This window comes from Nesterenkonia aethiopica (assembly GCF_039534665.1).
Classification (GTDB): Bacteria; Actinomycetota; Actinomycetes; order Actinomycetales; family Micrococcaceae; genus Nesterenkonia; species Nesterenkonia aethiopica.
The window spans coordinates 97,728-111,648 of record NZ_BAAAVT010000011.1 but is presented as its reverse complement, the minus strand read 5'-3'; the positions used below and the strand labels follow the sequence as shown (position 1 = coordinate 111,648).

The following is a 13,921-nucleotide window of genomic DNA, read 5'->3' as shown; positions in this document are numbered from 1 at the left end:
GCCATGAACACCCCCGAACTCTCGATCACGATCAACGGCATCGCCCTGTCGGCACCGCGGGTGCCGCGACAGAAGGAGGTCCTCACCGCCGAGGCCCTCAGCTTCCTGGCCGCGCTCCACGAGGAGTTCGGTGCACGGGCCGCAGCCCTGGGCGTGCGGGAGGACGGCTCAGGCGCCGACCCGGTCATCGAAGCCTCCTGGCGCGCGCTGATCACCAAGCAGCTCGCCGAGCCGGCCAGCTCCATCGTCCGGCCCCGCTGCCTGGGTCGTCGTGAGGGGCGCATGTTCCACCGGGGTGAGGCACTCTCCGCCGGGCTCGTGGACTTCGGCATCCACGTCCACCACAACGCCCGGCGCCTGCTGGCCGAGGGGCGTGCTCCCTACGTGGAGCTGCCGCCCTTCGACCGGGAGGAGGAGGTCACGCTGTGGCAGGAGATCTTCAGCCGCACCGAGCAGCTGCTGGAGCTCCCGGAGGGCACGATCCGTGCCATCCACCTGAACAAGCGGGCCGCCGCCGAGACGCGGTCCGCCCGAACGGCCGGCTCCACTGGTGGGCGCCGGCGGCTCGCCGAGGCGGCAGCGTAGGGACCTGCCCCACGCCTCGGCGAGTCGGAAGACCGGGGTCCGCGCCTCTCGAGGTCGGGCGCGGATGGCCCGGTCGGCACGACGGACCGCCTCCTGCCGCACTGAGGTCGAGGCAGGAGGCGGTCAGCCGTGCCGGAAGTGAAGAAGGCGCCGTCGGGGCCGAGGACGCGTGGTCTGCATCCTCGGCCCCGACGGCGCCGACGTCTGGGCCTGCTCAGCGGTCAGTGGAAGCTGAACAGCCCGAGGGTCAGCGCAGCGAGCATCACCAGGAGGGAGAAGCCCCAGATGATGAAGAAGGAGTACCGCAGATGCTGACCCAGGTTCGCCCCGGACAGGCCCAGGGCCAGCCACAGGGCGGGCGAGAACGGGCTGACGAACGTGCCGATCACGTTGCCGGCCATCATCGCGTGGGCGACCTCCATGGAGCCGATCCCGAACTGCGCGGAGGTGGCGTCCACCAGCGGCAGCACCGAGAAGTAGTAGGCGTCGGTGGAGGTCAGCAGGTCCATGGGCACGCCCAGCACACCCATGATGATGTGCAGGTTCGCGCCGGCGGCCTCCGGGATCACCGCCAGGGTGGACAGCGCCACGGACTCCAGCATCTCGGACTCGTTGAGCACGCCGAGGAACACCGAGGCGCCCAAGATCACCGCGCCCATCATCAGCGCGTTCGGCGCATGCGCACGGATGCGCTCCATCTGCAGGTTCGAGCCCTTGAAGTTCAGCGGCAGCGCGATGGCCACACCCAGCATGAAGGCCAGCGGCGGGGGCAGGATGTCGGCGAGCATCAGGCCGATGACACCCAGGGCCAGCACCGCGTTGGCCCAGAAGATCACCGGGTGGGAGTTCATCCGCTCCACGATTTCGGCACGCGCATAGTGCTGGCGTTCGGTGAACTCGTCGGCGATCTGCCGCACGTCCACGGTGTCGGGGGCGTCGGCGTCGCCGGCCACCACGCGACGGCGGATGCGCCGGACCTCGCGCATCCCCAGCAGCCAGGCGATCCCGAGCACCAGGACGACGGCGACCACCTGCACCGGGATGAGGGGTCGGTAGAGCTCCACCGGGTCGATGCCCGTCACCGAGGCCGCGCGGCCCAGCGGCCCGCCCCAGGGGATCATGTTGATGATGCCGGCCGAGAGCGCGAGCAGCAGCAGCAGAAGGTACCGGCTCATGTGCAGCGCCTGGTAGAGCGGCAGCAGGGCCGGGACGGTGAGGAGGAAGGTGGTCGCTCCGGCGCCGTCGATATGGGCCACGATGCCGATCAGTGCGGTGCCGACCGCCACCAGGACGACCTTCCCGCGGGTGAGCAGGATCAGCGACCGCACGATCGGATCGAAGAGCCCGGCGTCGGAGAGGATGCCGAAGAACAGGATCGCGAAGATGAACATCACCACGACGCTCATCACCTGGTCGACACCGGAGTCGAAGAACTCCACGATGTCGCCCACTCCGAAGCCGACCAGGAGCGCCCCGACGATGGGGGTCACCACCATGGCCACGACAGGGGAGACCTTGTTCCACATCAGCAGGCCGACGGTCACGGCGATGATGCCGAGCCCGCCGACGGTCAGAAGAGTTGAAGGCTCGTCCATGAGCTGCTCCAGTCTGTGGGAGGTTCCGTCAGGATCAGTGGTCGGGCTCGGACGAGGGCCGCAGGGCCTGGGAGCCGCATCACACCCTAACCCGGCCGTCACAGATGTGCACGCCGGAGCTGTAGAATGAGCGGCATGCGGCCCGTGCCAGAGCAGGCGCGCACAGCGCGGACGACCACGTCGCCGGCCGGCGCCGGGGCGGCCCGCCCCACCGGCCGGGCGCACCTGCGCGCCGTCGACGCCGAGGGCTCCGCACAGGACGGCGATTCGGACCTGGACCTCATCGCCCTGGGGCGCCGCGTGCGGCACCTGCGCAAGCAGGCCGGCATGACCCTGGACGACCTCGCCGCTGAGCTGGGCACCGCGCCGAGCCAGCTCTCTCTGCTGGAGAACGGCAAACGGGAGCCGAAGATCTCCCAGCTCAACCAGCTGGCGCGCGTGTTCGGCGTCGGGTTGGACGACCTCTTCGGCGCGGAGCCCCCTTCCCGCCGGGCGGCGCTGGAGATCGAACTGGAGAAGGCTCAGCGCGGACCTCTCTACGCGTCCCTGAACCTGCCCACGGTGCGCATCAGCAGCCGCCTGCCGATGGACGTGCTCGAATCCTTGGTGGGGCTGCAGCGGGAGCTGCGGCGCCGGCTGGAGGAGCAGGCCGCCACGCCGGAGGAGGCCCGGCGGGCCAACACCGAGCTGCGCGAGGAGATGCGGGCGAAGAACAACTACTACCCGGAGATCGAGGCCGCCGCGCAGGAGCTGCTCGACGCCGTCGGACACGGCTCCGGGCCGCTGTCCCACCATGTGGCCGCCGACATCGCCGAACATCTCGGGTTCTCCCTGCGGTTCGTGCCCAACCTGCCCAACTCCACCCGCTCGGTGACCGACCAGCGCAACCGGATCATCTACATGACCCAGGGGCGCTCCCGCGACTGGGACGCGCGCTCCGTGCTGCTCCAGGCGCTGGGGCACCACGTGCTGGGGCACACCGAGCCGGAGGACTACTCGGACTTCCTGCGCCAGCGGGTCTACACCAACTACTTCGCCGCCTCCCTGCTGATGCCGGAGCGGACCACCGTGGCGTTCCTGCAGGAGGCCAAGGCCCGCAAGGAGCTGGCCATCGAGGACCTCCGGGACGCCTTCGCGGTCTCCTATGAGTCCGCCGCCCACCGGTTCACCAACCTGGCCACCGAGCACCTGGGCATCACGTGCCACTTCCAGAAGGTCCACGAGTCCGGGATCATCCACAAGGCCTATGAGAACGACGGCGTGAACTTCCCGGCGGACCATTCCGGGGCCATCGAGGGGCAGACGGTCTGTCGGTACTGGACCTCCCGGGTGGTCTTCGACGTCGAGGACAAGTTCCGGTCCTTCAACCAGTACACCGACACCTCGGTGGGCACCTTCTGGTGCACCGCCCGGACCGAGGGGCATTCCTCCGGCATGTACTCATTGAGCATCGGTGTGCCGTTCGAACACGTGAAGTGGTTCCGCGGCCGGGACACCACGGAACGGTGCACCTCCCGGTGTCCGGAGGACCCCACCTGCTGCCGGCGGCCCCCGCAGGAGCTCGCCGACGTGTGGGAGGGGAAGGCCTGGCCGGCCGCCCGTGCCAACACGCATCTGCTGGCCGCCATGCCGCAGGGGGCGTTCCCCGGCGTGGACACCACGGAGGTCTACGAGTTCCTGGCCCGACATCAGGACCGCGGCTGAGGCTTCTGCGGACCAGCTCGCTGCGGTGAGGCGGCCGGCTCAGGGCCGCCGAGGCCTGCGACTCACGCCCTGCTTGACGCTGAATCGGCCGTGCAGCAGCCAGTAGAGGACCAGCGTGGAGGTCACCAGGACAGCGCAGGCGGCGAACATGATCCGGTAGCTGCCGAACTCCACCAGCGGCCCCAGCACGAGCGGGGAGAGCCCGAAGCCGGTGTCGAGCAGGATGAAGAACGTGGAGATGCCGATGCTGGTGCGGGTGGTGGGCAGCATGGAGGCGATCGTGGCCTGGAAGGCCGGCAGCAGGGCGCCGAAGCCGAGGCCGGCGAGCACTCCGGCGACCATGATCACCGCCTGGTTCGGCGACCACGCCAGCAGTCCCAGGGAGACCGCGTAGAGCACGATGGTCGGGTAGACCACCACGTTGTCCCCGTACCGGTCCTGGATCCTGCCGGCGAAGAGTCGGGTGACCAGGACGGCGGCCGCGTAGATGACGAAGAACAGGGACGCGGCGGTGACCATGCCCTCGCTGCGGGCGAAGCCGTTGAGGAAGGTCATGATGGAGGCGAAGCCGAAGCCCAGCAGCATGGCGATCGCCGCCAGGGCGAAGGCGCGGGGCTCGATGATGTCCGCCGGGCGCAGCCGCAGCCGATCCCGCCAGCGGTCGGGCACATGCTCGGCCTCCGGCATGCGGATCAGCAGCGCGGCGACCAGACCGATCACCGAGACCACGGAGGTGCTGACGAACATGGCCCAGAACCCCAGGTGCTGGGTCAGCTGCAGGGTCAGCATGGGGCCGATCGCCGGCGGGAGGGCCACAGCCAGCATGTAGTAGCCGGCGCCCTCTCCGCGCCGTGAGGCGGGGATCAGGGAGAACACCGCGGCATTGAGGGCGGTCTGTCCGAAGCCGAAGGCGACGCCGTGGACCACGCGCAGAGCGATCAGCGCCTCGTAGCTGTCCACCCACAGGTAGGCCAGCCCGGCGAGCACATAGACGGCCAGGCAGATGATCATGGTGCGGCGGCGGCCCAGGAACTCCACGTACTTGCCGGCCGCGAACCGGGAGACCAGTGCACCGATGACGAACGCGGAGGCTGCGAACCCGGCGGCGGTCTGACCGCTGCGGAACTCCTCCACCGCGAAGACGGCCATGCCGGTGACCAGCATGTAGAACACCAGCGCGAAGATGACGTTGATGACGATCGCCAGCAGGAAGTCCTTGGTGAACAGCCGCGGCCGCTCCATGCTCGGCGGCGGCGCGTCGTCGGTCTGAGTGCCGGAGACGGCGGCGTCGTCGCCCTTTGCGCTCGCATCCGGCTGAGTCGCGTCCGGCTGGTTCGCGTCCGGCTGAGTGTCGTCGATCTGGCGGTGGTCGATCTGGCGGTCGTCGGCCTGGGGCTCCTCGGCGGGATCAGGCTGCTGGGGTGTCCTGCGCTCCGTGGTGGCTCCTCGTGATCGTCTCGGGACGTCGGGTGGGGCCGCTGTGTGGGCCCGTGGCGTCCGGCGGTCATGCGGTACGGAATGCATTATTCCATGACGCAACAAAGTGATCCTCGTCGTCGGGTCTGTCCGGGGCGCTCGGAAGGGGAGCGCCCCTCCGGGTGACGCCCAGCTTCCTGTCAGCATCGCAGGATTGTTGAACAATCCGCAGTTCTGCGGCATGCTGGAGATCACGCACGTGATCTCGGCGACATTCCCGACGGATCGGCCCGAGTGCTCACCAGCGGCAAACCAGCAGGACATCAGCAGCCCGCAGCAGACGGGCAGGGGAGGAGCACCCATGGCAGTCACCACCGGCGCACCGCGCATCGACCTGAACTCCGACGTCGGAGAGTCCTTCGGCAACTGGCGCATCGGCGACGACGGCGCCATCCTGCAGACCGTCTCCAGCGCCAACATCGCCTGCGGCTTCCACGCCGGAGATCCCCTGACCATCCAGGCCACCGCCCGCATCGCCGCCGAGAACGACGTCGCCGTCGGCGCCCACATCGGCTACCGCGACCTCGCCGGCTTCGGGCGCAGGCACCTGGAATGCTCCTACGACGAGCTCGCCGCCGACGTGCGCTACCAGCTCGGTGCCCTGCAGGCCATGGCCGGCGCCGCCGGTGCCCGCATCCGCTACGTGAAGCCCCACGGAGCCCTCTACCATGCGATGATCGGTCACGAGACCCACTCGCGGGCCGTCATCGACACCATCGCCTCCTATGACCCGGAGCTTCCTGTGCTCCTGCTGCCGGGATCGGTGGCCCTGCAGCACGCCGCCGACGCGGGACTGCGCGGCGTGGCCGAGGCCTTCGCGGACCGGAACTACAATCCCGACGGCACCCTCGTCTCGCGCCGCGAGCCCGACGCCGTCCTGCATGACACCAGCCAGGTGGTGGAGAACATGCTGCGCCTGGCCCAGGACCGGGAGATCATCGCCCGCGACGGCACTCGCATCCCCGCCGAGGCCGAGTCGATCTGCGTCCACGGCGACACCACCGGCGCCGTGGAGATGGCCCAGGCGGTCCGAGCCGCGCTGGAGGACGGCGGCGTCGAGATCCGCAGCTTCGTGGCATGACGGCGCCGATCCTCGGCGTCCGCGACGCCGGGCCGCGAGCCCTGCTGCTGGAGTTCGACGGCCTCGACGACGTCCTGGCCCACCATCAGCATCTGAGCCGTCACCCGCTGCCCGGGCAACGAGAGGCCGTCGCCGCCGCCCGCACTCTGCTGCTGCGCTTCGACGCGCCCGGGGCCACGCGCGAGGCCCGGGACGCGCTGGGCGGCCTCGCCGTCGCCGCCTTCTCCGCCGAGGACTCCCAGGTGGTGGAGCTCGAGGTCGTCTACGACGGCGAGGACCTCGCCGAGGTGGCCGGCCGGGTGGGCATGAGCGTGGACGCGCTCATCGCCTGGCACACCGGCACTGAGTTCACCGGCGCCTTCGGCGGATTCGCCCCCGGCTTCACCTACTGCGTGCCGGTGGATCCCACCAGTGCCCTGGAGGTGCCGCGCCGGGACACGCCCCGCACGGCCGTGCCCGCCGGATCGGTGGCGCTCGCGGGAGAGTTCTCCGCGGTCTACCCGCGGGTCTCGCCCGGCGGATGGCAGCTGATCGGCCGCACCCCGGCCCGCATGTGGGACCTGGACCGGGAGGAGCAGGGCGAATCCCCGGCGCTGGTGCGCCCCGGCGACGTCGTGCGGCACCGAGCCGTTCGGGACGCCGCCCGGGTGAGGACCCCCGCCCCGGCGGCTGGACCGGCCTCCGCCGAGGCCCCGGAGGTCGTCCTCGAGGTCCTCGACCCGGGCCTGCAGACCTTGATCCAGGACCTGGGTCGTGACGGGCTGAGCGACCTCGGGGTCTCCCGTGCCGGAGCGGCCGACGAGTCCGCCATGCGACAGGCGAACCGGCTGGTCGGCAGCGCCGCCGAGGCGCCGGTGCTGGAGGTGCTGCACGGCGGGCTGCGGCTGCGCGCCGCACAGAGCCTGGTGCTCGCCGTGGCCGGGGCGGAGGTGGCGGTGAGCGTCACCGACGCCGACGGCGGGACCCGCACCCCCGGGATGCGGGAGCCCTTCCTGCTCACCACCGGTGACACCGTCCACCTGGGCACCCCGCGCCGGGGGCTGCGCGCCGTGGTCGCCGTCCGCGGTGGGTTCGCCGCCGAACCCGTGCTGGGCAGCGCCTCGGCGGATACGATGTCCGGCCTGGGCCCCGCGCCCCTGCAGGCCGGGGATCGGTTGGGGGTCGCCGACGCCGTCGTCGCCCCGGTGGGAGAGCCCGAGCCCACCACGCTGCCGGAGGCTGAGCCAGACGGCGCGATCCCCCTGCGCTTCACCCGCGGGCCTCGGGACGACTGGTTCGCCGAGGAGGAGATCCATCGGCTGCAGTCCCAGCGCTGGAGGGTCACTCCGGAGTCGAACCGCATCGGCATCCGGCTCGGCCTGCCCGCCGCCACGGAGGGCGGCGGGGAGGACAGCGGTGAGGAAGGCGCGGAGGAGGGCGTGAAGCCCCGACCGCTGGAGCGAGTGCGCGACGGCGAGCTGCCCAGCGAGGGCGTGCCGCGCGGCTCTCTGCAGATGCCTCCGGCCGGGCTGCCTGTGCTCTTCCTCAACGACCACCCGGTGACCGGCGGCTACCCGGTGATCGGCGTCGTCATCGACGAGGACCTGCCGGCCGCCGCCCAGCTGGCCCCGGGCGACGTCGTCGCCCTGCGCGCCGTGGACTCCCTGAGCCTCGAACCTGCCGATGCCGCACTCACCGGCACCGCACCCGCTGACTCCAGCCCTGCCCACCGGACGCCCTTCACCTGCGAGGATCCTGCATGACCACCCTGCTCATCGCCAACCGCGGAGAGATCGCCGTCCGCATCATCCGCGCCGCCGCCGAGCTCGGCCACCGCACTGTGGCCGTCTATGCCGATCAGGACGCCGCCGCCCTGCACGTGGAGCTGGCCGACGTCGCCGTCGCCCTCCAGGGCACCACCGCGGCCGAGACCTATCTGCATCAGGACAAGATCCTCGCCGCCGCGGCCGAGACCGGAGCTCAGGCGGTGCACCCCGGGTACGGGTTCCTCTCCGAGAACGCCGACTTCGCCCGCGCCGTCGAGCAGGCCGGCATGATCTGGGTCGGTCCCGCTCCGGAGACCATCGAGCAGCTCGGCGACAAGGTCGCGGCCCGGGAGCTCGCGGTGTCCGTGGGGGCGCCGCTGGCCCCCGGCACGGACGGCCCCGTCGAGGGTGCCGCCGAGGTGCGCGCCTTCGCCGCCGAGCACGGCCTGCCCGTGGTCATCAAGGCCGCCCACGGCGGCGGCGGGCGCGGCATGCGCGTGGTGCGGGCCACCGAGGAGATCGACGACGCCTACGCCTCCGCGGTCCGCGAGGCTGAAGGGGCCTTCGGCCGCGGGGAGTGCTTCGTGGAGCGGTTCCTGGACCGCCCACGTCATGTGGAGGCCCAGGTGGTGGCCGATGCGCAGGGGGAGGTCGCCGTCGTCGGGATCCGCGACTGCTCCCTGCAGCGCCGGAACCAGAAGCTGGTGGAGGAGGCCCCCGCGCCGTTCCTGTCCGCCGAGCATCGGCTCGCGGTGATCGACTCCGCCGGAGCGATCTGCGCGGCCGCCGGCTATATGGGCGCCGGCACCGTGGAGTACCTGCTCAGTCCGGACGGGGTGCTCAGCTTCCTGGAGGTCAACACCCGCCTGCAGGTGGAGCACCCGGTCACCGAGGAGACCTCCGGAGTGGACCTGGTGGCCGAGCAGCTCCGCATCGCCGCCGGGGAGCCGCTGAGCGCCGCGGCCCGCGACGCCGCCACGGTGCTGCGCGAGACCGGGGTGCCCTCCGGGGGTCATGCGATCGAGTTCCGCCTCAACGCCGAGGAGCCTGCCCACGGTTTCCTGCCCACTCCCGGGCTCGTGGAGCTGCTGCAGCCGCCCACCGGGCCGGGCATCCGCCTGGACACCGGGGTCCGCAGCGGTGACGAGGTCCCCGGGGCCTTTGACTCCCTGATCGCCAAGCTCATCGTGACTGGGCCAGACCGCGCGACCGCGCTGCGTCGGGCCGGGACCGCGTTGGCCGAAATGCGGATCGAAGGCCTGCCCACCGTGCTGCCGTTCCACCGGGCAGTGCTGGAGGCGGATGACTTCCTCGCCGCCGACGGTGCCGAGAGCTTCCGGGTGCACACCCGGTGGATCGAGACCGAGTTCGAGGCCGAGCTGGCCGAATCCGAGCACCTGGCAGCCGCCGTGCGGCACCGGGAGCAGGGCATGCGCCGGGCCACCGTGGAGATCGACGGCCGTGCGGTCAGCCTGGGGCTTCCCGCCGCCCTGCTGGGCTTGTTCAGCTCCGCCGGCGGCACCGCGTCGGGAGCCGCGGATTCGGACAGCTCCTCGGGTGGGAATGCCGACGACGGCGCGATCACCTCCCCGGTGGCCGGCACCCTGGTCAGCTGGGCGGCCGAGGACGGGGCGGACGTGGAGGAGGGTGCCGCCGTCGCCGTCGTGGAGGCCATGAAGATGGAGTCCACGGTGCGCGCCCCGCGGGCCGGCACGCTGCGCCGTGAGGAGCTGGACGCCGGAGCCTCCCTGACGGCGGGGCAGGTGCTGGCGCGGCTGGGCTGACGGTCATTCCCGGAGGACGGCCTGCCTCGTGCCCAACATGATCCTGAGGGCCCTCAGTGTGCACAGACCGATAGGTTGGTGTCATGCACGGCGCACAGCAGGAGGTCCGGGATGTCAGCACAGGCAGGAGGCGGCCCATGAGTGACGCGGCCTTGGAGGAGCTGCTCGCCGACGAGGCGGTGCGCCGGGGCCTGGGCGATCACGCCCATGTGCCGGACCGGGTGGCGGACATCCTGCGTCGGCTGATCGCCTCCGGCGGGATTCTTCCCGGCACGAAGGTGCCTGAGGTCCGCACCACCGAGCTGCTCGGCGTCTCCCGGCACACCCTGCGCACCGCCTTCCAGACGCTCGCCGCCGAAGGGCTGGTGGAACGGCGGCCCAACCGTGGAGTCTTCGTCCACTCGCCCACGGTGGAGGACATCCGGGAGACCTACCGGGTCCGGCGGGTGGTCGAGATCGGCGCGGTGCGGCAGGGGGTCTTCGATCCGCACGCGGTGGAAGCGCTGGAGTCGATCATCGCCGCGGCCCGGACCGCCGTCGCCGCCGACGACCTGCCCGCCGTCGCGCAGGCCAACCAGCAGTTCCACCGGCTGATCATCGCGCAAGTGGGCAGCGACCAGTTGAGCACCTTCATGGAGCAGATCCTGGCCCGCATGCGCCTGGTCTTCCACACGATGCGCGACGAGCCGACCTTCCATACGTTCTACGTGGAGCGCAACGCCCGGCTCACGGAGCTGCTGCGCCACGGAGACCGGGCCGCTGCCGAAGCCTACCTGGCCGACTACTTCGACGCGGCCGAACAGCAGCTGCTGGAGACCATGGGCTGACTCCGGAGTGGAGCAGCCCAGGAGCATACGATCGCCACAGGAGGCCTCATGTCTGCCCCAGAGGAGCCGTCACCACGCGTCTACACCCGTGACGCCGCCTACAGGTCCCCGCCCGGTGGCGCGCTCGACGTCGACCGGGATCTCTATGACCGGATCGCCGCGGCCGAGCGGCGCCTGGTCCAGGAGTTCGAGATCCCCGTGCGCTCCGGAGTCGCCTGGGAGGTCCCGGCGGGGCATGTGGTGCGGCTCCATCAGGTGGACGGGCCGCAGGTGGGGGACCTGAACCTGTGGAACCGGCATGACCCGCGGGAACGGTTCTGGGCCGCACGCACGCGGCAGCTGCAGCGATCCTCGATGACCACCTATGACCGGTTCTGGTCCACACTGCCGCATCTTCGGCCGTTGGCGACCGTCGTCACCGACACTCTGGCCGACCACCCGGACGCCGCGGTGATCCATGACCTGCTGGGCACCCGCTGTGACCCGTATGTGAACCGGATGCTCACCGGGGAGGACTTCGACCGGCACTGCCACTCCAACCTCACCCGGGCGGTGCTGCCCTACGGGCTCACGGAGTACGACGTCCACGATGTGCTCAACGTCTTCCAGCTGGCCGGGCTGAACCACGAGCACCGCTACTTCATGGACGCCTGCCCCGCCCGACCGGGAGACGTCTTCGAGTTCTTCGCCGAGGTGGATCTGCTCTGCGCGCTGTCCACCTGCCCGGGTGGAGACCTCTCCGTGCACATGTGGGGCCCGGAGGCGGCGTCCACGCAGGAGCAGCTGGAGCACTGCCATCCGCTGGGTGTGCAGGTCTTCGCCGTCGACGACGACGCGCTCGCCGGTTGGGAGCCCCCGGCCCGTGCCGCCTACCGCGGTGCGGACGGGCTGCATGGGCTCCACGGGCTGCGCTGACGTCACGGTTGACTCCGGAGCGGTGGTCGCTGAACCTCGCTTCAGTGCGTGCTTTCCGACCACAGCCCCGGGGCCAACGCAGGGGTGTCCGCTCAGGGCACCTGAAGCTCGGCGTCGGGCAGGTCGGTGATGAGCATGTATCCCGGAGCGTGGCTGATGGCCAGCTCGGGCTTCGACTCCATGACGGCGGCCTGAGGGGTCACCCCGCAGGCCCAGAACACGGGGATCCACCCGTCCGGGACGTCGACGGCGTCGCCGAAGTCCGGCTCCGCCAGGTTCGCAATCCCCAGGGCGGCGGGGTCGCCCACGTGCACCGGGGCGCCGTGGACTCCCGGATAGCGGGAGGTGATGCGCACCGCGTCGGCCACCCGCTCGGCTGGGACCGGACGCATGGAGACCACCAGCGGCCCGGACAGCGCCCCGGCGGGCTCGCAGCGCCGAGAGGTGCGGAACATGGGCACGTTCACCCCGAGGTCCATGTGGCGGACCGGGATCCCGGCGGCGCGCAGCGGGGCCTCGAAGGTGAAGCTGCAGCCGAGCAGGAAGGTCACCAGGTCCTCGCGCCACTGCTCGACGACGTCGTCAGGCTCCGCCACCAGCGCGCCGTCGCGGTAGACCCGATAGGCCGGCACATCGGTGCGGATGTCTCCTGCGGCGAGCAGGGCGGAGGACACCTGCCCCGGCTCCAGCACGCCCAGCACGGGGCAGGACTTCGGGTTCCGCTGGGCGAAGAGCAGCATGTCGAAGGCCAGCTCACGCGGCAGCGCGAGCACATTGGCCTGTGCGAAGCCGGGCGAGAATCCGCTGGTGGGCACGCGCAGCCCGCCACGGAAGGCCTGACGGGCCTGGACGGGTGTGAGCGTCTCGGGTGCGGCGGTCACGGGTCTCCTTCGCTCAGGGCAGAGGTTGTGCAGGGGCATTCGGCCACCGCCAGGTTCAGCCGGTCATCCACAGATCGGCCAGGCCGGTCAGGGAGTTCGCCCCCATGTAGAGGGTCAGCAGCCAGGCCAGCACGCCGATGATCAGCAGCCATGTGGGGTAGCGGTACCCCTGCAGCAGGTCTCGACGGCGCCACGCCGCGTAGAGCACCACGGTGAAGCCCAGCGGGAGCACGACGCCGTTGAACGCGCCGGCCATGATCAGCAGGGTCTGCGGCGCCTGGCCGAGGGCGAGGAACACCGAGCAGGTCAGCACCAGGAAGCCGGCGAAGTACAGGTTCTTGGTCCGCTCCGAGGTCTTCGGCGTCGTCAGGAAGGAGACCGTGGTGAAGGTGGCGCCGAGGATCGAGGTGATCGCGGCGACCCAGAACACCAGGCCGAAGACCCGCAGTCCGATCTCTCCCAGCGCGGCGCCGAACGCCTCGGCGGCCACGTTGTCCTCGGCCAGGCTCACTCCGGTGGTGACGACGCCGAGGATGGCCAGGAACAGCAGGAAGCGGATGATGCTGGCCACCACGATGCCCATCACGGAGGTGCGGGTGATCGCGCGGACGTTCTCGGGTCCGGTGTTGCCGGAGGCGATGAGCCGGTGGGCCCCCGCATAGGTGATGTACCCGCCGACGGTCCCGCCCACCAGGGTGGTGATGACGAAGAAGTCCACCTGTTCGGGCAGGACGGTCTGCTTCAGCGCCTCGCCCACCGGGGGAGCGGTGGTGATGGACATGTAGATCATCAGCAGGATCAGCAGCGCCCCGCAGGCGACGACGACGCGGTCCAGGGCGATGCCGGCGCGCTTGGAGAGGAAGATCAGCAGGGCGATGGCCACGGAGAGGGCGCCGCCGATGCGGGCGTCCAGCCCGGCCAGCGCGTTGAGCCCCATGCCGGCTCCGGCGATGTTGCCGATGTTGAACACGACGCCGCCGAAGAAGATCAGCACGGCCAGGGCCCAACCCACGCCGGGGAGGATCCTGTTGCCCAGGTGCTGGGCGTAGAGCCCGGAGACGCCGATGACGCGCCACACGTTGAGCTGCACGGCGATGTCGATCAGCACCGAGACCAGGATGGCGAAGGCGAAGGCGGCGCCCAGCTGGTGGGTGAAGGTCGCCGTCTGGGTGATGAATCCGGGGCCGACGGCGCTGGTGGCCATGAGGAACATGGCGCCCAGCAGGGCTGTGCGTCGGGTGCGCCGACGCTTGGCGGCGGCTGCCGAGGTCTCGGCGGTGGTCTCAGCCATGAGCTCGCTCTCCGGGTGGGGGCAGGGGGTGGACGGC

At 70.9% G+C, this 13,921-nt stretch carries 11 protein-coding genes; 7 read left to right on the top strand and 4 right to left on the bottom strand.

All coding sequences use genetic code 11. The annotated features are described in order from the left end of the window. The first annotated feature begins 3 nt into the window (after positions 1 to 3). Positions 4 to 585 (top strand): hypothetical protein, encoded by a 582-nt coding sequence (locus tag ABD658_RS09880; protein WP_311025340.1) that lies wholly within the window; start codon positions 4 to 6, stop codon positions 583 to 585. 221 nt (positions 586 to 806) lie between these two features. On the opposite strand, the gene ABD658_RS09875 is transcribed toward ABD658_RS09880, so the two are convergent. Then, on the bottom strand, positions 807 to 2,180 hold the full coding sequence (locus ABD658_RS09875) for a CitMHS family transporter (RefSeq protein WP_311025339.1): 1,374 nt from the start codon (positions 2,178 to 2,180) through the stop codon (positions 807 to 809). Between the two features lie 135 nt (positions 2,181 to 2,315). Between ABD658_RS09875 and ABD658_RS09870 the strand changes: the two genes are divergently transcribed. Further along, positions 2,316 to 3,884 (top strand): helix-turn-helix domain-containing protein, encoded by a 1,569-nt coding sequence (locus tag ABD658_RS09870; protein ID WP_344680828.1) that lies wholly within the window; start codon positions 2,316 to 2,318, stop codon positions 3,882 to 3,884. 39 nt (positions 3,885 to 3,923) lie between these two features. Here ABD658_RS09870 and ABD658_RS09865 read toward each other — a convergent pair whose 3' ends face one another. After that, positions 3,924 to 5,408 carry an MFS transporter gene (locus ABD658_RS09865; protein WP_344680826.1) on the bottom strand — a complete coding sequence of 495 codons (1,485 nt, stop codon included), beginning with the start codon at positions 5,406 to 5,408 and terminating at the stop codon, positions 3,924 to 3,926. 253 nt (positions 5,409 to 5,661) lie between these two features. Here ABD658_RS09865 and ABD658_RS09860 point away from each other — a divergent pair, with 253 nt between their 5' ends. The 5 genes from ABD658_RS09860 to ABD658_RS09840 all read left to right on the top strand — a co-directional run bounded on the left by ABD658_RS09860 (position 5,662) and on the right by ABD658_RS09840 (position 11,712). Continuing rightward, positions 5,662 to 6,441 carry a LamB/YcsF family protein gene (locus tag ABD658_RS09860; RefSeq protein ID WP_070159029.1) on the top strand — a complete coding sequence of 260 codons (780 nt, stop codon included), beginning with the start codon at positions 5,662 to 5,664 and terminating at the stop codon, positions 6,439 to 6,441. Then, a complete protein-coding gene (locus ABD658_RS09855; protein WP_344680823.1) occupies positions 6,438 to 8,183 on the top strand; it encodes a 5-oxoprolinase subunit B/C family protein in 1,746 nt (581 codons plus the stop codon). The genes ABD658_RS09860 and ABD658_RS09855 overlap by 4 nt, the downstream gene beginning before the upstream one ends. After that, positions 8,180 to 9,970 (top strand): acetyl/propionyl/methylcrotonyl-CoA carboxylase subunit alpha, encoded by a 1,791-nt coding sequence (locus ABD658_RS09850; protein WP_344680821.1) that lies wholly within the window; start codon positions 8,180 to 8,182, stop codon positions 9,968 to 9,970. The genes ABD658_RS09855 and ABD658_RS09850 overlap by 4 nt, the downstream gene beginning before the upstream one ends. Before the next feature lie 137 nt (positions 9,971 to 10,107). Then, complete coding sequence (locus ABD658_RS09845; RefSeq protein WP_070158653.1) at positions 10,108 to 10,797, top strand: GntR family transcriptional regulator; 690 nt, start codon at positions 10,108 to 10,110, stop codon at positions 10,795 to 10,797. Positions 10,798 to 10,845: 48 nt separating this feature from the next. Then, entirely contained in the window at positions 10,846 to 11,712 is an 867-nt protein-coding gene (locus ABD658_RS09840; protein WP_344680815.1) for an urea carboxylase-associated family protein, read from the top strand. Positions 11,713 to 11,804: 92 nt separating this feature from the next. Here ABD658_RS09840 and ABD658_RS09835 read toward each other — a convergent pair whose 3' ends face one another. Both ABD658_RS09835 and ABD658_RS09830 read right to left on the bottom strand, forming a co-directional pair. Then, positions 11,805 to 12,593 (bottom strand): putative hydro-lyase, encoded by a 789-nt coding sequence (locus ABD658_RS09835; protein WP_344680813.1) that lies wholly within the window; start codon positions 12,591 to 12,593, stop codon positions 11,805 to 11,807. Between the two features lie 55 nt (positions 12,594 to 12,648). Next, positions 12,649 to 13,884: an NRAMP family divalent metal transporter gene (locus ABD658_RS09830; RefSeq protein WP_344680811.1), complete on the bottom strand. Its 1,236-nt coding sequence runs from the start codon at positions 13,882 to 13,884 to the stop codon at positions 12,649 to 12,651. Between the last annotated feature and the right edge of the window lie 37 nt (positions 13,885 to 13,921).